The following is a 17,451-nucleotide window of genomic DNA, read 5'->3' as shown; positions in this document are numbered from 1 at the left end:
GTGCAAGACAACGATAAAGACAACGACAACCGCACAAGAGGTGCAGCCATGAAACATCGTGGAGCTTACGCCGCCATCCTTCTGTCGACCCTGCTTCTGCCCGGCGCCGCCATGGCGGAGTACTCCGCCGGCGACGAGATCAAGGTGCTGCAGGGATTCAAGGCCGGCGGGGGCAGTGACGCCCTGGCCCAGCTGACCCAGCCGTTCCTGCGCGAGTCGCTGGGAGTGGACTTCGTCAACGAGTACCTGCCGGGGGCTACCGGCGCCATCGCCTGGACCCGTCTGGCCAAGCAGACCGAGGCCGACGGCACCACCATCAGCATCACCAATACGCCGATGCTGATGACCAACTACATCATGAACGACACCATCACCTACTCGGTGGACGAGCTGACCCCGATCGCCAATGTGGTGACCGACCCGGGCATCATCGTGGTCCCGGCGGAGAGCCCCTACGAGACGGTGGAGGAGTTCCTGGCCGCCGCCGAAGAGAACCCGGGCACCATCACCGTGGGCAACTCCGGCGTGGGCGGTGACGACTTCTTCTCCACCATCCTGATCGAGCAGGCCTCGGGGATCAGCTTCCAGAAGGTGCCGTTCCAGGGTGACGGACCTTCGGCCACCGCCGCCATGGGCGGGCAGATCGACGCCAGCTTCAACAACCTGGGCAACGTCTACGGGCACATTCAGTCCGGCAGCCTGAGGCCGCTGGCGGTGTTTGCCCGCGAGCGCCTGTCGATGCTGCCCGACGTGCCGACCCTGAGCGAGAAGGGCATCGAGGTGGTGGCCGGCTCCTCACGTGGCTACAGCGCACCGGCCGGCATCCCCGATGAGGCGCGCCAGCAGCTGATCGACGCCTTCGAGGCACTCAAGACCAACGAGGAGTTCAAGAAGGTCGCCGAGGAGCGGGCCATGAACCTCGATATCCAGACCGGCGACGACTATCGCCAGATGATCGAGGACATGGAAGGCCAGTTCGAGGAGATCTGGGCCAGCGTGAAGGACGAGATCAACGGTTGATCGGTGCGCTTGCCGACGGGCCTGGCCCGTCGGCAAGCGACCGAGGGAGTCATACTGATGAAACTCAGTCGCCTGCTGTTTGGCCTTTTCGCCCTGGGGGTGGCCACGCTGTTCGGGGTCACCTCGCTGGGCTATCCCGACGCCGCGGCGCGGATGCCGCTGATCTACGCGGTGGTGGTGGGACTGTTCGCCATCGCCATGATCGTGCAGGAGTTGACCGCGCATTCCCGCGCGCGGGCCCAGGCCTCTTCGAGCGCCGCGCCCACCCTCGAGGGCAGTCAGCTGGCCGAGGGCGAACTCACCGAAGGCGATAGCGCGCCCGCGCCGCCCGCCAGGCCGCTCAAGGCGATGGCGGTGTTCGTATTCGCCGCCGTCTACATCTACAGCATCTCCTGGCTCGGCTATGTAGTCGCCACGGCGGCCTTCATGGGCCTTTCACTGTGGCTGGTGCGCCATGTGTCACTGCGTTTCAGCCTGATCGGCATCGCCGGCCTGATCACCGTGGTCTGCCTGGTGTTCATCGGCTTTCTGGGCCTGCCCGTGCCGCTGTTGCCACCGCTGTTTTAAGTCCTGTCGTGCGCTTCGCCACACCGATCGGCTTCGCTGAGGTCGTCATTGCACCCGCGCGAACCTGGAGCCTGACCCTATGAACGACTCGCTTGTGATGGTGGGGCTGAGCAACGTGCTCACCTTCACCAATATTGCGCTGATCCTCGGCGGCACCCTGCTGGGGCTGTTCGTCGGCGCCATGCCGGGGCTGTCCGCCACCATGGCGCTGGCGTTGCTGTTGCCGCTGACCTTTACCATGGACCCGGCGACGGGGCTCAGCATGCTGGCCTCGCTGTACGTCGGCGCCTCCTACGGCGGCTCCATCGCCGCCATCCTGCTGCGGACCCCAGGCACGCCCTCGGCGGCGGCCACGGTGCTCGACGGCTTTCCGCTGTCCCAGCAGGGCCAGGCGGGCAAGGCGCTGGGGGTGTCGCTGTTCGCCTCCTTCTTTGGCGGCCTGATGAGCGGTATCGCCCTGCTGACCGCCGCACCGTTGCTGGGGGTGCTGGTGTTGAAGTTCGGCCCGGTGGAGCTGTTCGCCATCGCCGTGCTGGGCATCACCATCATCGGCTCGCTGTCCCAGGGCTCCATCGTCAGCGGGTTGCTGTCCGGCATCATGGGGCTGTTGCTCAGCACCGTGGGCATGGACCTGATCACCGGCACACCGCGCATGACCTTCGGCAACATCAACCTGTTTTCCGGCATCGAATTCACGGTGGCGCTGATCGGGCTGTTCTCGATTCCCCAGGCGTTGATCCTGATCGAAAACGCCCACGACAGCGACAAGGTGGCCAGCAAGATCACCGATCGGCTGGTGCCGCGGCTGAAAGAGCTGCGCACGCTGATGCCCAACATCCTGCGCTCCGGCGGCATCGGTATCGTCACCGGCCTGATCCCCGGCACCGGCGGCGACACCGCGAGCTGGTTTGCCTACAACGAAGCCAAGCGCTTTGCCAAGGACAAGAGCCGCTTTGGCAAGGGCGACATCGCCGGCGTCGCCGCCCCCGAGGCCGCCAACAACGCGGTGGTCGGCGGCGCCCTGATTCCGACCATCGCCCTCGGCATTCCCGGCAGCTCGTCCACCGCCATCCTGCTGGGAGCGCTGATGGTCCAGGGCATCCTGCCAGGCCCCAACCTGCTCACCGACTATGGCGATGTCACCTACACCCTGATCTGGGCGGTGATCTTCGCCAATGTCGGCCTGCTGGCGGTGGGGCTGATGTTCACCCGGCTGTGCGTCGGGGTGACCAAGGTGCCGGACAGCTTCGTCGCCTGCGCCATCATCACCCTGTGCGTGATCGGCGCCTTCGCCATCAACAACAGTCTGTTCGAGGTGGGGCTGATGCTCGGCTTCGGCCTGTTCGGCTACTGGATGAACAAGGCCGGCATCTCACCGGCGCCGATGGTCATCGGTTTGATCCTGGGGCCGGTGATGGAAACCAGCTTCCAGCAGTCGATGCTGATCGGCCAGAACAGCCCGATGATCTTCGTCGAAAGCCCCATCGCCATGGTGCTGCTCGGCATCGCGGTGCTGTCGATCCTCCAGGCCACGCCGGTCTTCCGCTGGCTGCGAAGCTCGTTGCGGCGCGGGGCACGCACCGGCTGATCGAGGCGCTGTCACCGCTTCAATAGCGGTGACAGCGCTTCATCAACGCCAGCAACCATGCTAGCGACAACCACAACAATATCTTGAAAGGAGCCCACCATGACGCGTATCAGCGACGTCCGTGCCCGCACCATCAGTGTTCCGCTGGACCATCCCACCAGCTTCTCCAATCGTCAGGTGTTCAAGCGCGACTACGCCCTGGTGGAGGTCGAAGGCGACGACGGCGTGGTCGGGATCGGCTTCTGCTACGGCGGCAACAATGCCGGTCTGCTGGTATCACAGGCGGTTCGTGAGCTGCTGAGGCCAGTACTGCTGGGGGCCGATGCCCACGCCACCGAAGGCCTGTGGCAGGCCATGTATCAGGAGTCTCTGCTGCATGGTCGCTGCGGCTCGGTGATGCGGGCCATCAGCATTCTCGACACCGCCCTGTGGGATCGCAACGCCCGGGCGGCGGGGCTGCCGCTGTACAAGTACCTGGGGGCGAGTGACAGCGACAGCGTCCCGGCCTACGCCAGTGGCGGCTACTACCTCGACGGCAAGACGCCGGAGATGCTGGGCGAGGAAATGGCCGGCTACGTCGCGCAGGGCTTCAAGGCGGTGAAGCTGAAGGTGGGCCGCGAGGACCTGGCCGGGGAGGAGGCGCGACTGGCGGCGGTGCGCGAGGCGGTCGGCCCCCATGTGGCGGTGATGATGGATGCCAACAACGCCTGGCGCGACCTGCCATCTGCGCTCGAGTTCATGCGCATGGCCGAAGCGTACTCGCCGTTCTGGATCGAGGAGCCGTTCAGCCCCGACGACATCGACAACCACCGCCGTCTGGCCGAGCGTACCCCGGTGCCGGTCGCCACCGGCGAGATCGAGGCCGGACGCTGGCGCTTCAAGGAGCTGCTGGACAAGGAGGCGGCGATGATCCTGCAGACCGACGCTGCGGTGTGCGGTGGCATCACCGAATTTCGCCGCATCACCGCCACGGCGGCGAGCTACGGGGTCGAGGTCTATCCCCACTGGTTCCACGACCTGCACGTGCACCTGGTGGCCTCGGCGCCCAACGCGCGCATGGTGGAGTTCTTCGCCGATGACCAGGTCCTCAACTTCCGCCGGCTGATCGACACCCAGCTTCAGTTCTCCGACGGCAACCTGCTGCTGCCGAGCGCCCCGGGCCTTGGCTTCAACTTCGATAGCGAGGCGCTGGAGCGCTACGCCAGCGAGCCATGGTCGTGACCCGTCGTCGTCGGACGCTGGTCGGGCGGGGCCCGACCTCGATCGAGCGCTCCACCCCATTCAAGGAAATCGCATCATGACAGCCACCAACCTGGCCCATGCCGGCGACGCCTGGTCGCCGGTGATCACCCCCTTCACGTCGGATCTCGCCGTCGATACCGAGCGCTTCATTTCCCACTGCCGCTGGCTTGACTCCCACGGGGTCGGACTCGCGGTGTTCGGCACCAACTCCGAGGCCAACTCCTTGACCCTTGGCGAGAAGCGCGAGCTGCTCTCACAACTGGGGCAGGCGGGCATCGATCCCTCACGGCTGATGCCGGGCACCGGCCACTGCGCCATCGACGATACGGTCACGCTGACCCGCGACGCGGTAGACATGGGCGCGGCCGGAGTGCTGATGCTGCCGCCGTTCTACTACAAGGGCGTCAGCGACGAGGGCCTCTATCGCTACTATTCCGAGGTCATCGAGCGGGTAGGCGATGCGCGCCTGCGGCTGTATCTCTACCATATTCCGCCGGTGGCCCAGGTGCCGCTGTCGATCGAGCTGATCGCACGTCTGCGCGAGGCCTTCCCCGAGATGGTCGCGGGGATCAAGGACAGCGGTGGCGACTTCGCCAACACCCAGGCACTGATCGACGCCTTCGGCGCCGACGGCTTTGCGGTGTACGCCGGCAGCGAGCGTTTTCTGCTGGATACGCTGCGCGGCGGGGGAGCGGGCTGCATCAGTGCCACCGCCAACGTCAATCCGGCGGCCATCGCCGGGCTTGCCGCCGACTGGCTGACAGCCGAGGCCGATGAACGCCAGGCAGGGCTGAACGCCATGCGCGATCTATTCGAGCGCTACCCGCTGATACCGGCGATGAAGGCGGCTACCGCACATTTTTCGGGACAGGCGTCCTGGGCGACGCTACGCCCGCCCTTGATTGAACTGGCCGCAGGGCGTCGCCAGGAGCTGATCGCGGCGCTGGAAGAGCGAGACTTCGCCATGCCGGGACTCAAGGAGGAACAACATGGATAAAGCACCCGCTGCCCGCGATCGTGGGCAGGCGCCTCGTATCGTCGCCCTGAGGCGGCTGGGCGAGGAGGAACTCGCGGCCTTGAACGAGGTGGGGCAGGTGGACTATTTCGAGGATCTGAACGAGGGCAATCGCGAGGCCTTCGAGGCAGCGATGGCCAGCGCCCACGGTCTGATCGGCGGCAAGCTCGAACTCGATGAGGCGATGCTCGAGCGCTCGCCTCATCTCGAGGTGGTGTCGACCATCTCGGTAGGCTACGACCAACTGCCGCTCGAGGCGATGAATCGTCGGGGCATCCTGCTGTGCAATACCCCGGACGTGCTTACCGAGACCACCGCAGACACCGCCTTTGCCCTGATCATGGCGACCCAGCGGCGGTTGGTGGAGCTGTCCTGCATGGTGCGTGAAGGACGCTGGACGTCCCATGTCGGGCCCGACCAGTTTGGTCACGACGTGCACGGCAAGACACTGGGCATCGTCGGCGCAGGGCGTATCGGCGCGGCGATCGCCAGGCGCGGCGCGCTGGGCTTCGGCATGTCGGTGCTGTACACCGCGCGGGCGCCGAAGCCTGAGCTCGAGCAACACCTCGGCGCCGAACACTGCACCCTGGACGAGCTGCTCGCGCGTGCCGACATCGTCTGTCTGGCGGTGCCCTACAGCGATGACACCCATCACCTGATCGACGCCGACGCCCTTGCCCGGATGAAGCCCTCCGCCGCGCTGATCAACATCGCCCGGGGCAAGGTCGTCGACGAGAAGGCGCTGATCGAGGCGCTGGAACAGGGCACCATCCGCGCCGCCGGGCTCGACGTCTTCACCCAGGAGCCGCTGGACGCCGACTCGCCGCTCGCGCGCATGGACAATGTGGTGGTGCTGCCGCATATCGGTTCGGCCACCCACGAGACCCGTGCTGCCATGGCACGGCGCGCGGTGGACAACCTGATTGGCGCGCTGGTCGGCGAAGGCCCGGTCAACGCCGTCAACGAGGCGTCCTGGCGAGCAGGGAGGGCATCATGAAGCGACGTCTCGAGCGCATCCTGAGTCTGGACGACTTCGAGCGGGCGGCGCGTCGCCACCTGCCGCGGCCCCTGTTCGGCTATGTCGCCAGCGTGGCCGAGGAGGGCGAGACGGCAAGGGCTGGTCGCGAGGCCTTCAATGAAGTGCACTGGCTGCCCAGGGCGCTGGTCAATGTGTCGTCGATTTCCACCGAGGTGGAGCTGCTGGGGCAGCGGTTCTCGCAGCCCTTCGGTATCGCTCCCATGGGTATCAGCGCGCTGACCGCCTACCGGGGCGACATGGTGCTGGCCGAACAGGCCCAGCGTGCCGAGATCCCGATGATCGTCAGCGCATCCTCGTTGATACCCATGGAAGAACTCGCCGAGGCCACCGGCGCGGACTGGTTCCAGGCCTACCTGCCCGGCACCCTGGAGGGCATCGACGCCCTGCTTGAGCGGGTCATCCAGGCCGGCTACAAGCGTCTGGTCATCACCGTCGACTACCCGGTGCCGCCCAACCCGGAAAACCATCGTCGCTCGGGCTTTTCGAGCCCCTTGAAGCCGAGCGCGCGGCTGGCCTGGGATGGACTGACACGTCCGCGCTGGCTCACCGGTACCTTCCTGCGCACCCTGCTGCGTCATGGCGTTCCCCACTTCGAGAACAACGCGGCGACGCGCGGGGTGCCGGTGCTGGCGAAGCATGCCGCCCGCGACTTCGCCGGCCGGCGTCACCTGGACTGGTCGACCCTCGAGCACGTGCGCTCGCGCTTTCCCGGCCAGCTGGTGGTCAAGGGGATCCTGCATCCCGACGACGCGCGCCGGGCCTGCCAGGCGGGCGCCGACGGTCTTATCGTGTCCAACCACGGCGGCCGCCAGCTCGACGCTACGGTGGCGCCTATGACCATGCTGCCCGAGGTGGTGAAGGCGGTGGAGGGCAAGGTTCCGGTGATGATCGATGGGGGCTTTCGCCGCGGCGGCCAGGTGCTCAAGGCGCTGGCGCTGGGGGCCGACTTCGTGTTTGTCGGCCGGCCCTTCAACTATGCGGCGAGCGTCGCCGGAGGGGCAGGGGTCGCCCACGCCATTCGTCTGATGAGCGAGGAGATCGAGCGCAACATGGCGCTGCTCGGGGTAACCGCCATCGACCAGCTCGGCCCCCACCTGCTGCGCCGCAGGGAAGGTGGCACGGCGGGTGCCACGACAGCCGCCGATACGGGTGTCGGGGCAGGCGTCGAGACCGGCGACAAGGCATCCGACTGAGCCGCTCGCGCCTGATGTGCGTCAGGCCCCGTGGTAGCCCTTTTGCTCGGGCTCTTCATCGGCGTCATCGGTGGCTGCTTCGGGCAGTTCGGCCACCCACTCCATGGCCGCGCTGTGCTCCTTGTGGGAGAAGGTGCGGATCTCGATCTTCCTGACCAGCTTGTCCTCGAGATGGGCGATGTGCTTGATCCACTCCTTGTCGGTGATCACCGCGGCGCGATGGTAGTGGTCAAGCTCGCCGATCTGGGTCAGGCCATAGCCCAGGTCACGTAGCAGCGCGGTCAGGGTCATCCATCGCAGGTTATCGAGTTCCGCCACCAGGCTGACCTTGGGGCAGCGCTTCTTGGTCATTTCGATCAGATCGATGGCTTGCTGGAGTTCCTGCGCGGTCACGGTACCGCCGGCGCGGATGGCGACCACGTGTTCGGCCGGGTGGGGAATCTGCTCGAGCATCTTGAATCTCCTTGTCGGGGACGGCGGGACTCACGTCGCGATGCAGCGTGACGGGATTTTCTCAGCATAGTCGCTGTGGCATCCATGGCGGCCGATCTTCCGTGTTCGACGCCAACGCTTTGCCGTCCTTGCACTCGGTCGTAAGGCCTGACGTAACGATAGCGACAACGACAGGTAGGCCCCGACCTTGCTTCTAACGTAGCGATAGATACAGGTGTGAACACAGCAATGTCGGCGCCATGACCAGACCAGGCATCATCATGCAAAGGAGGGTGGCGAACATGCAAGCGGATGGAGAGAAAGGCCAGACGGTGGGGTGGGCGAGCTGGGCCCTGGCCTTCGGCCTGGTGGGGGCACTGGGCTGGGTCGCGCCGGCCCATTCACAGCAAGCCCAGGCAGCCGACACGTCCTCCGGTCAGGCAACCGTCATCGAGTTGACCCAGGTCGGCTGTCAGTTCCTGGAAAGCGAGAACGGCACCGATCACGGCATTCACCCGCAGAGCAAGGCTGACTGCGAGGCCTTCAACGACGACACCGGTGAGGCGCGGCTGGCAGAGGCCAGGGTGCTGAAAGTGCCCGCCGGAGACTATGTGTTCCGGGTCAAGAACGAGGGCGTGCCCTATGACCTGGGTTTCTGGCTGCGTGGCGACGGCCTGCTCAACCGCGCTCGGCTACCCAGCGTATCCGGCGGTGGCCTCGGCACCGGCCAGACCGGGGATTTCGCCGTCAGCCTGGAACCCGGTGAATACGTCTACTCCTGCCCGCTGAATCCGACCCTGGACTATAAGCTGGTTGTCGAAGGCCAAGGATAAAGCGGAAGGCTTGCGCGAAAAGTGCCGGTGCTCGCCGACCTTCCGAAGAAAGCCCGAGGCTTGTCTGAAAGGTGCCTGCGATTGTCGACGGCGGGTGCGAGGCGAGGCCAGGTCAATTCTAGCCAGGCTAGACTAGACCCCGGTCAGTGCGCGCGTGCCTCAGACCCACAGGATCGCGACACCTGACGATCGCCTACGCATCCGACGAAAAAGCTTAACCACCTTGATACCCGCTGTGTCGTTTCGACACGGCGGGTTTTTTGTATCTCCAGCATCAGAGTTTTCCCGTCTAGGCTCTCAGCAATAGCTGTCGTACGCCAAAGCGTCAGGAGGGCCAGATGGCAAAGGTCGAACCCCGCGCGCCCAAGCCGCGTATCGGAATGATCACCCTCGGTGTTCACTCGCTCGAACGGGCCATCGACTTCTATCAACAGGGACTTGGCTGGCCGCGTCTGGAGGACAGCGCCCCCAGGATCGCTTTTTTCTCGCTGCAGGGGACCTGGCTTGCCTTGTATGGCTGGCACGATCTGGCCGATGACCTGATGGTCAACGCCGGAGGCGAGGGCTTTCGTGGCGTGACCCTGGCCTACATGGCCGAGGACCCCGATGAGGTGGATGCGGTGCTGATCCAGGCCAGGCGAGCGGGCGGGAACCTGCTCAAGCCGGGGCAGAAGGCCTTCTGGGGCGGCTACTCAGGCTACTTTGCCGACCCAGACGGGCACCTCTGGGAGGTGGCCCACAATCCCTTCTTCTGGCCAGGGCCGGGCGAGCCCCAGGCCAGGTCCAGCAGCGCCAGGCCCAGCAACGACAGATCCAGCAACGATAGTTGATCTCGGTCCACATTCTGGCGGATATCCAGGATGCTGTTTTTCCAATAAAAACAAAGCTGTTAAGCAGGGGGGTAGGACGTCGAGGAGAGCCTGGTGGCTACGGGTGCTGTGCTTTCAGGAAGGGATCCTCGACGCAAGGCCGTTACCAATAACCTGCCGCAAGGGAGTCGCTCATGAGTGCAGTCATCGTGTTGGTCCTGGGGTTGGCCGCCATGGCCCTCGGGTACTTCATCTACTCGAAGTTCATCGCCGAGAAGATCTTGAAGCTGTCCAGGGACTTCGTCACCCCCGCCCACGAGTTCGAAGATGGCGTCGACTTCGTGCCGACCAACCGCTACGTGCTGTGGGGCCACCACTTCACCTCGGTGGCTGGAGCGGCACCCATCGTCGGCCCGGCCATCGCGGTCATCTGGGGCTGGGTACCGGCCTTCTTGTGGGTCATCTTCGGCACCATCTTCTTCGCCGGGGTTCATGACGCCGGCGCGATCTGGGCCAGCGTGCGCAACAAGGCCAAGTCGGTGGGCGCGCTCACCGGGGAAGTGGTCGGCACCCGCGCCCGCAGCATCTTCATGATCGTGATCTTCCTGCTGCTGCTGATGGTCAACGCGGTCTTTGCCGTGGTCATCGCCGGCCTGATGATGAAGTTCCCCTCGGCGGTCATCCCGGTATGGGGCGCCATCCTGGTGGCGCTGGTCATCGGTCAGTTGATCTATCGCCGGATCATCGGCCTCGGCCTGGTATCGGTGATCGGTGTGGTGGCGCTCTACGCCCTGATCGGCATCGGGCCGACGGTGCCGATCCAGATGCCCACCGAGGTCGGCGTGCTGTCCGGTCAGGCGGTGTGGATCCTCCTGCTGTTCGGCTATGCCGCCATCGCCTCGCTGCTGCCGGTGTGGATGCTGCTGCAGCCGCGCGACTACATCAACGGCCTGCAGCTGTTCATCGGCCTGATCATCCTTTACGGCGCCCTGGCGCTGTTGAACCCGGACATTGTTGCGCCTGGCTTCAACAGCGATGTACCCGAGGGCACGCCGTCGCTGTTCCCGCTGTTGTTCGTGACCATCGCCTGCGGCGCGATTTCCGGTTTCCATGGTCTGGTGTCTTCCGGCACCACCTCCAAGCAGCTGGATCGCGAGACCGACGTGCGCTTCGTCGGCTACTTCGGCGCGGTGGGCGAGGGCATGCTGGCGCTGGGGTCGATCCTGGCGGCCACCGCAGGCTTCGCCACCCTCGGCGACTGGCAGGCCATGTACGACGCCTTCGGCAAGGGTGGGGTCAACGCCTTCGTCGAGGGCGGTGCCTTCATCATCCACAACGGCATCGGCCTGCCCCAGGCCACCGCCGCGACCCTGCTCACGGTGATGGCGGCACTGTTCGCCGGCACCACCATGGATACCGGCCTGCGCCTGCAGCGCTACATCTTCCAGGAGTGGGGTGAGATCTACGACCAGCCGTGGATGAAGAAGCCGGCGGTGGCGACCCTGCTGGCGGTGCTGTCGTGCCTGGTGCTGGCCTTCGGCGCCGGGGCAGACGGTTCCGGTGGCCTGATCATCTGGCCGCTGTTCGGCACCACCAACCAGCTGCTGGCCGGCCTGACCCTGCTGGTGGTCACGGTGATGCTGATGCGCAACCATCGCCCGGTCTATTACACCCTGATTCCCCTGGTGTTCCTGCTGATCGTCACGGTGCTGGCGCTGCTGGCCCAGCTCAAGAGCTTCTTCGTCGCAGGCAACTACTTCCTGCTGGCGCTCGATATCGTGGTGCTGATCGCCTCGGTGCTGGTGGCGATGGAGTGCGCCTCGGCGCTCAAGCGGCTGCGTCATGAAGTGCGCGGGGAGGCGCCGTGAGCGATCACGACGAGGGTCTGGCCAAGTGGCGTCGCTGGTTGTCGTCGGCGCGCCACTTCGCCGAGGAGTCCTACTCGGCGCCGTATCGCGGTGCCATCGCCCGCGCCCGGCGCGACGAGGATGACCTGTTCATGCTGCTGGTGTTCTCGGAGCTGATGGGCATGCCCAACCCGGTGGGCTACTACACCCTGGAGCTGCAGCCGCTGTTGATGGAACGGTTCCACGACTGGCATCAGCGCATGGGCATGGAGCGCTCACCGCTGGACGACTTCCGCTGCTGCTGAACCGGCGGCGGAGGACCATCACGACACCCTTTAGCAACAATCGCCGGGACAGTGTGTGCCCAGGACAAGAGGTAACGCTGTGCCGGGCTGACAAGGGCAGGGCTGACAAGGGTTGGGTTGACAAGGGCAGGGCTGACAAGGGGCCAGAATGGACAAGGGAAGACCATGAAGGAACTGCTGGATCGTCGCCGGCTGTGGGTCGGTGGCAAGGGCGGCGTCGGCAAGACCTCGATGTCGGCGGCGCTGGGCGTGCTGGCGGCACGCCGAGGCAAGCGCGTGCTGGTGGCCTCCACCGACCCCGCCCATAGCCTGGGCGACGTCTTTGCCAGTGAACTCGGGGATACCCCGCGGCGGCTATTACCCGGGCTGGACGCCATGGAGATCGATCCTGATCGCGAGGTCGAGGCGCATCTGGCGCGGGTGACCGCCCAGATGCGGCGCTATGCGGCGCCTGCCATGATGGATGAGCTGGAACGTCAGATGCGCCTGTCGCGGCAGTCGCCGGGGACCCAGGAGGCGGCGCTGCTGGAGCGGCTGTCGCGGCTGATGACCGACGACAGCCTGCCCTACGATCTGGTGCTGTTCGACACCGCGCCCACCGGTCATACGCTGCGCTTGTTGAGCCTGCCCGAGGCCATGGCCGCCTGGACCGACGGCTTGCTCGCCCACAGCCGCAAGTCCGAGCATCTGGGCAAGGTGCTGGCCCATCTGACGCCTGGCTCTCGGCGCGACGTGGCCTCGCCGTTCGAGTCGGACGACGAGGCAGCGTCCCGGGATCAGGACCCGCGCATCCGGGATATCGCCGAGACCCTGCTGGCGCGACGGCGGCTGTTTCACCAGGCCCGCCGGCGCATCCAGGACGCAAGTCACAATGGCTTCCTATTCGTGCTGACGCCGGAGCGCCTGCCGATCCTCGAGACCGCCCGTGCCGTGGCGTCGCTGGAGGAGGCGGGGGTTCCCGTTGCCGCCACCCTGGTCAACCGCGTACTGCCGGTAGAGGCGGACGGCGACTTTCTTGCCGCCCGTCGCGTGCAGGAAGAGACCTACCTTGCGCGTATCGATGCGACCTTCGCCCACCTGCCGCGTCCGCGGGTGCCCTGGCTCGCCACCGACGTCCAGGGTGTCCCGGCGCTGGAGACCCTGGCCGACTGCCTGGAGAACGCAGGTTTTTAGAACGCTGGTTTCCAGGACAACGGTTCAGTGGGCGTCCGGCGACTGTTCCATCTCTCGCTCCAGCTTGCGCGCCACGTCGCCGGGCGAGCCGGTGCGCCGGGCCATCAGATCGTAGGCCACCGGTACCACGAACAGCGTAAAGAAGGTGGCGGCGGCGACGCCGGTGAAGATCACGGTGCCGATGACGATGCGCGTCTCGGCGCCGGCGCCGCTGGACAGGATCAAGGGCACGCTGCCGGCGATGGTGGTGACCGAGGTCATCACGATGGGACGCAGGCGGGTCATGGCTGCACGCATCAGCGCCTCGCGGAACTCGGTGCCTTCGTCCCTGAGCTGGTTGGCGAACTCGACGATCAGAATGCCGTTCTTGGCGGCGAGCCCCACCAGCATGACCAGGCCCACCTGGCTATAGATATTCAGCGACTGACCGGTCAGCCACAGGCCGAGCAGGGCCCCGCCGATGGCCAGGGGTACCGTCAGCATGATCACCAGCGGATGGACGAAGCTCTCGAACTGGGCCGCCAGCACCAGGAAGACCACCAGGGTGCCGAGTACCAGCAGGAAGGTGGTGGCGCCGGTGGACTCGCGATAGTCCCGGGCCGCGCCCTTGACGTCGGTCTGCACGCCCGCCGGCAGCACCTCACTGACGGCGTTCTCGAGGTAGTCCAGCGCTTCGCCCATGGAGTAGCCGTCGGCAAGGTCGGCCTGCAGGGTGATCGCGCGCAGGCGGTTGTAGCGGTTGAGCTGGCTGGGACCGGCGAAGGCCTCGACGGTGACCAGGCTAGACAGCGGGATCAGCTCACCGGTGCGGTCCGAGCGCACCCGCACGTTGTCCAGGGAACTCGGCGTGGGGGTGGAGCCGCGCTCGCCTTCGAGGATGACGTCGTATTCTTCGCCCTGGTCGGTGAAGCGGGTCACGGTGCGGCCACCCAGCAGTGTCTCCAGGGTGCGGCCGATCTCGCTGACGGTGACGCCGAGATCCGCGGCGCGGGTGTAGTCGATATTGACGTTGAGCTGGGGCTGGTTTTCCTCGTAGTCGCTCTCGAGGTTCAACAGTCTCGGATTGGTCTGGCGAATATGGTCCATCAGGGCGTCGCGCCAGGTCACCAGCTGCTCGTAGCTGCCCCCGCCAAGCACGAACTGCACGCCCTGTTCGGTGCCGCCGCCGAAGCCCTGGCGCATCACCGGGAAGGCACGGATGCCGGGCAGGTCGGCCAGTGACTGGCGCACCTCGTTCATGATCGGCCAGGCGGGCCGGCGCTCGGCCCAGTCCGACAGGCCGACGATGGCGAAACCGGAGTTGAAGTTCTCGGTGTTGCCGCGCCCCTGGGGCGCGATGATCAGCACCCGTTCGACCTCGCCGGTCTCGCGCAGGGGCAACAGCCGCGCCTCGACCTCGTCCATGTAGTCCTCCATATAGGAGAAGGTGGCGCCGGGCGGGCCGCTGATGATGACGAAGAAGGTGCCGCGGTCTTCCCGCGGGGTGTACTCGGCCGGCAGTTGAGGATACAGCCAGGCGATCCCGGCCAGCATCGCCACAAAGCAGGCTACCACCAGCCAGCGCGCCTTGAGCACGACCTCCAGGCAAGCCCGGTAGACCCCCTGGGCCCAGTTCAGCCCCTCGTCGACCCAGTGGGCCAGGCGCCCCTCGTGAAGGCTTGGCGACAGGATCTTGGAGGCCATCATCGGGGTCAGGGTCAGCGCCAGCAGGGTGGAGATGGCCACCGCCGCCGACAGGGTCAGGGCAAACTCGGTGAACAGCTTGCCGACGTCGCCCTGGATAAAGCTCAGGGGCACGAACACCGCGATCAGCACAAGGCTGGTGGCGATAACCGCAAAGGCCAGCTGGCGGGCACCGCGGAAGGCCGCCACCAGCGGCGTCTCGCCGTACAGGTGCATGCGTCGATGGATGTTTTCTAGCACCACGATGGCGTCGTCCACCACCAGGCCGATGGCCAGCACCAGCGCCAGCAGGGTCAGCAGGTTGATGGTGAAGCCCATGGCCGCCAGGGCGGCGAAGGTGCCGATCAGGGTGACCGGCACGGTGACCGCCGGCACCAGGGTGGTGCGCAGGTTACCGAGGAACACGAAGATCGCCACCACCACCAGGCCGATGGCGATCAACAGGGTGCTGACCACCTCGCGAATGGCGCCGGAGACGAAGGTGGAGGCGTCGTAGTTGAGTGACAGGCTCATGCCGTCCGGCAGGCGAGGGGACAGCCGTTGCATTTCGGCGCGCACCGCCTTGGACAGCGCCATGACGTTGGCGGTGGACTGCTTGACCATGCCAAGGCCCACCACCGTCTGGCCGTTGCCGCGAAACAGCGAGCGCTCCTCCACGGTGCCGAGTTCCACCCGGGCCACGTCGGCCAGCCGCACCAGATAGCCGCCGTCGCCGCGATCGAGCACCAGGGCGCGGAAGTCCTCCGGGGTCGAGAAGCTTCGTGGCAGGCGCACCATGAACTGACGATCCTGTGACTCCACCGCGCCGCCGGGTAGCTCGACGTTTTCAGCCCTGAGCGCGGACTCCACGTCGCTGACGGTCAGCCCACGGGCGGCCAGGGCGTCATTGTCGAGCCACACCCGCATGGCGTATTCCTTGGCGCCGCCGACGAACACCCCGGAAACGCCTTCCTGCACCGAGAAGCTGTCCACCAGGTAGCGCTCGGCGTAGTCGGTCAGCTCCGCCGTGGTATAGCCCTCACCGGACAGCATCAGCCACATCACCACCTCGGAGCTGGTGTCCTCCTTGCGCACCTCCGGCGGGTCGGCTTCGTCCGGCAGATTGTCGGCGGCGCCGGAAATACGGTCGCGCATGTCATTGGCGGCGGCGTCGATGTCGGTGGACAGGCTGAACTCGACGTTGATATTGGAGCTGCCGTCGGTGGAGGTGGAGGAGATCACCTCGATGCCGGCGATGCCGGCGATGCGCTCTTCGAGTACCTGGGTGATACGGGTCTCGACCACGTCGGCGGACGCCCCGGGGTAAGCGGTGCGGATGCTGACGATGGGCGGATCTATGGTCGGGTATTCCTGCAGCGGCAGACGGGTCAGCGCCAGCAGGCCGAAGGCGACGATCAGGGCGGCGAGCACGGTGGCCAGCACCGGGCGCTGGACGGAAACGTCGGACAGGCGCATCAGGTGTCGTCTCCCTGGCGCTGCTCGAGCAGGATGTCGCTGACGCTGGTGGTCTCGTCCTCGATGCCGATCAGCGTGATCCGGGAGGCTTCATGCAGGCGGTCATTGCCGTGGGTGACCACCAGCTCGCCGGCCTCGAGCCCCTTGACGACTTCCACGTCGCCTTCGCGCCGCGAGCCCACCTCGATATCCCGGCGGACCACCTCTCCGGCCTCGGTCGACGTCGGCTCACGCGTGGTCAGTACCCAGACCCGCTGGCGCTGGCCTTCCGGGACCAGCGCGGACTCGGGAATCACCAGCGCCTGACGCGGGCTTCTGGCGATGGTCACCCGCATCAGCATGCCGGGACGCAGCAGCCTTTCTTCGTTGTCGAGCAGGGCACGCACCGAGATGCTGCGGCTGATCGGGTCGATGCGCGAGTCGATGGTGGCGATCTCGCCCTCGAACACCCGGTCCGGGTAGGCCGCGGTGGTGGCGGTAAGCGTGAGCCCCCGTGACAGCGAACCGAGCTGGACCTCCGGCACGTCGAAGTCGAGCTTCATGTGGGAGACGTCGTCCAGGGTGGTCAGCTCGGTGCCCGGGGTGACCAGGGTGCCGACGCTGATATCGCGTACCCCGACCACGCCGTCGAAGGGCGCCTTGACCCGGTAGTTCTCGAGCATCGCCTCGAGCCCGGCGATGGTCGCGTCCACCTGCTGAAGCTGGGCACGACTGTCCTCGACGTCGGCGCGGGGCGCCAGATTGCGGCTTTCGAGTTGGGCGAAGCGATTGACCGCGTTTTGTCGCTCGGTGCGCAGTGCCTGGGCCTCGCGCAGGGCGGCGCGTTCCTCGATGTCGGACAGCTCCACCAGCACATCGCCTTGGCTGACCTCTTCCCCGCCCTCGAAGTTGAGCGCCGAGACGGTGTCGGTCACCGTGGCCGACAGGGTCACGCTCTCGTTGGCCGACAGCGTCCCCAGCGACTCCAGCGGATCGGACCAGGCCTCCTGGGTCACCTCGGCGGCGATCACCGGGGTGGGGGGAGGCCCCTGGGTGCCGGCACCGCGCTGCTGCGCCAGGCTGGGCGACACCACACCCGCCAGCACCGGGGCCAACACCAGAGCCAGGGCCAGGCGAACCCCCATCCTCCCTGGTCTCGACGTGCGATGCGATAGGGTCCTGGGGCAACGAACTGACGGCATGGCAAGCTTCCTGCGTTGGGCATTCTACGGTGGACGGCGCTCGAGGCGTGGCCGACGCACAGCGTAAAC

The 17,451-nt window shown here is 66.2% G+C and carries 15 protein-coding genes; 12 read left to right on the top strand and 3 right to left on the bottom strand.

Features of this window, described 5'->3' with window-relative positions; translation table 11 throughout:
* The first annotated feature begins 48 nt into the window (after nt 1-48).
* The 7 genes from RBB39_RS14475 (at nt 49) to RBB39_RS14445 (ending at nt 7,664) form a co-directional block, all read left to right on the top strand.
* Nucleotides 49-1,020: a tripartite tricarboxylate transporter substrate binding protein gene (locus RBB39_RS14475; protein ID WP_045993331.1), complete on the top strand. Its 972-nt coding sequence runs from the start codon at nt 49-51 to the stop codon at nt 1,018-1,020.
* A 57-nt stretch (nt 1,021-1,077) separates the two neighbouring features.
* The gene (locus tag RBB39_RS14470) at nt 1,078-1,587 is read left to right on the top strand and encodes a tripartite tricarboxylate transporter TctB family protein (RefSeq protein WP_045993330.1); all 510 of its coding nucleotides are present in this window, start codon (nt 1,078-1,080) and stop codon (nt 1,585-1,587) included.
* A 79-nt stretch (nt 1,588-1,666) separates the two neighbouring features.
* Nucleotides 1,667-3,175: a tripartite tricarboxylate transporter permease gene (locus RBB39_RS14465; protein ID WP_045993329.1), complete on the top strand. Its 1,509-nt coding sequence runs from the start codon at nt 1,667-1,669 to the stop codon at nt 3,173-3,175.
* Between the two features lie 99 nt (nt 3,176-3,274).
* A complete protein-coding gene (locus RBB39_RS14460; RefSeq protein WP_045993328.1) occupies nt 3,275-4,396 on the top strand; it encodes a mandelate racemase/muconate lactonizing enzyme family protein in 1,122 nt (373 codons plus the stop codon).
* A gap of 76 nt (nt 4,397-4,472) precedes the next feature.
* Nucleotides 4,473-5,414 carry a dihydrodipicolinate synthase family protein gene (locus RBB39_RS14455; RefSeq protein ID WP_045993327.1) on the top strand — a complete coding sequence of 314 codons (942 nt, stop codon included), beginning with the start codon at nt 4,473-4,475 and terminating at the stop codon, nt 5,412-5,414.
* Nucleotides 5,407-6,429: a D-glycerate dehydrogenase gene (locus RBB39_RS14450; RefSeq protein ID WP_045993326.1), complete on the top strand. Its 1,023-nt coding sequence runs from the start codon at nt 5,407-5,409 to the stop codon at nt 6,427-6,429. Before RBB39_RS14455 ends, RBB39_RS14450 begins: the two co-directional genes overlap by 8 nt.
* Nucleotides 6,426-7,664, top strand: coding sequence for an alpha-hydroxy acid oxidase (locus tag RBB39_RS14445; RefSeq protein WP_045993325.1), 1,239 nt, complete (start codon nt 6,426-6,428; stop codon nt 7,662-7,664). The genes RBB39_RS14450 and RBB39_RS14445 overlap by 4 nt, the downstream gene beginning before the upstream one ends.
* A gap of 21 nt (nt 7,665-7,685) precedes the next feature.
* Here the strand turns inward: RBB39_RS14445 and RBB39_RS14440 are convergent, their stop codons facing one another.
* The gene (locus RBB39_RS14440) at nt 7,686-8,117 is read right to left on the bottom strand and encodes an STAS/SEC14 domain-containing protein (RefSeq protein WP_045993324.1); all 432 of its coding nucleotides are present in this window, start codon (nt 8,115-8,117) and stop codon (nt 7,686-7,688) included.
* Nucleotides 8,118-8,398: 281 nt separating this feature from the next.
* Here RBB39_RS14440 and RBB39_RS14435 point away from each other — a divergent pair, with 281 nt between their 5' ends.
* The 5 genes from RBB39_RS14435 to RBB39_RS14415 all read left to right on the top strand — a co-directional run bounded on the left by RBB39_RS14435 (nt 8,399) and on the right by RBB39_RS14415 (nt 13,063).
* Complete coding sequence (locus tag RBB39_RS14435) at nt 8,399-8,929, top strand: hypothetical protein (RefSeq protein WP_204248959.1); 531 nt, start codon at nt 8,399-8,401, stop codon at nt 8,927-8,929.
* 338 nt (nt 8,930-9,267) lie between these two features.
* The gene (locus RBB39_RS14430) at nt 9,268-9,759 is read left to right on the top strand and encodes a VOC family protein (RefSeq protein WP_045993323.1); all 492 of its coding nucleotides are present in this window, start codon (nt 9,268-9,270) and stop codon (nt 9,757-9,759) included.
* Nucleotides 9,760-9,932: 173 nt separating this feature from the next.
* Nucleotides 9,933-11,606, top strand: a complete 1,674-nt coding sequence (locus RBB39_RS14425) for a carbon starvation protein A (RefSeq protein WP_045993322.1) — start codon at nt 9,933-9,935, stop codon at nt 11,604-11,606.
* A 17-nt stretch (nt 11,607-11,623) separates the two neighbouring features.
* Nucleotides 11,624-11,890, top strand: coding sequence for a cory-CC-star protein (locus RBB39_RS14420; RefSeq protein WP_045993347.1), 267 nt, complete (start codon nt 11,624-11,626; stop codon nt 11,888-11,890).
* 165 nt (nt 11,891-12,055) lie between these two features.
* Entirely contained in the window at nt 12,056-13,063 is a 1,008-nt protein-coding gene (locus RBB39_RS14415) for an ArsA family ATPase (RefSeq protein WP_045993321.1), read from the top strand.
* Between the two features lie 24 nt (nt 13,064-13,087).
* On the opposite strand, the gene RBB39_RS14410 is transcribed toward RBB39_RS14415, so the two are convergent.
* A complete protein-coding gene (locus RBB39_RS14410) occupies nt 13,088-16,201 on the bottom strand; it encodes an efflux RND transporter permease subunit (protein WP_045993320.1) in 3,114 nt (1,037 codons plus the stop codon).
* Entirely contained in the window at nt 16,201-17,325 is a 1,125-nt protein-coding gene (locus RBB39_RS14405) for an efflux RND transporter periplasmic adaptor subunit (protein ID WP_045993319.1), read from the bottom strand. The genes RBB39_RS14410 and RBB39_RS14405 overlap by 1 nt, the downstream gene beginning before the upstream one ends.
* Nucleotides 17,326-17,451 lie beyond the last annotated feature (126 nt).

The organism is Halomonas sp. MMSF_3323, assembly GCF_030733595.1.
GTDB lineage: Bacteria > Pseudomonadota > Gammaproteobacteria > Pseudomonadales > Halomonadaceae > Halomonas > Halomonas litopenaei.
Note: the sequence above shows the minus strand (reverse complement) of the source record. Positions and strands in the feature narration are given on the sequence as shown.

Bases quoted from the DNA above. Each gene is read 5' to 3' on its own strand.
- RBB39_RS14460 (WP_045993328.1), top strand. From the start codon at position 3,275: ATGACGCGTATCAGCGACGTCCGTGCCCGCACCATCAGTGTTCCGCTG.
- RBB39_RS14410 (WP_045993320.1), bottom strand. From the start codon at position 16,201: ATGCGCCTGTCCGACGTTTCCGTCCAGCGCCCGGTGCTGGCCACCGTG.
- RBB39_RS14415 (WP_045993321.1), top strand. From the start codon at position 12,056: ATGAAGGAACTGCTGGATCGTCGCCGGCTGTGGGTCGGTGGCAAGGGC.
- RBB39_RS14435 (WP_204248959.1), top strand. From the start codon at position 8,399: ATGCAAGCGGATGGAGAGAAAGGCCAGACGGTGGGGTGGGCGAGCTGG.
- RBB39_RS14440 (WP_045993324.1), bottom strand. From the start codon at position 8,117: ATGCTCGAGCAGATTCCCCACCCGGCCGAACACGTGGTCGCCATCCGC.
- RBB39_RS14430 (WP_045993323.1), top strand. From the start codon at position 9,268: ATGGCAAAGGTCGAACCCCGCGCGCCCAAGCCGCGTATCGGAATGATC.
- RBB39_RS14470 (WP_045993330.1), top strand. From the start codon at position 1,078: ATGAAACTCAGTCGCCTGCTGTTTGGCCTTTTCGCCCTGGGGGTGGCC.
- RBB39_RS14445 (WP_045993325.1), top strand. From the start codon at position 6,426: ATGAAGCGACGTCTCGAGCGCATCCTGAGTCTGGACGACTTCGAGCGG.
- RBB39_RS14450 (WP_045993326.1), top strand. From the start codon at position 5,407: ATGGATAAAGCACCCGCTGCCCGCGATCGTGGGCAGGCGCCTCGTATC.
- RBB39_RS14405 (WP_045993319.1), bottom strand. From the start codon at position 17,325: ATGGGGGTTCGCCTGGCCCTGGCTCTGGTGTTGGCCCCGGTGCTGGCG.
- RBB39_RS14465 (WP_045993329.1), top strand. From the start codon at position 1,667: ATGAACGACTCGCTTGTGATGGTGGGGCTGAGCAACGTGCTCACCTTC.
- RBB39_RS14425 (WP_045993322.1), top strand. From the start codon at position 9,933: ATGAGTGCAGTCATCGTGTTGGTCCTGGGGTTGGCCGCCATGGCCCTC.
- RBB39_RS14455 (WP_045993327.1), top strand. From the start codon at position 4,473: ATGACAGCCACCAACCTGGCCCATGCCGGCGACGCCTGGTCGCCGGTG.
- RBB39_RS14475 (WP_045993331.1), top strand. From the start codon at position 49: ATGAAACATCGTGGAGCTTACGCCGCCATCCTTCTGTCGACCCTGCTT.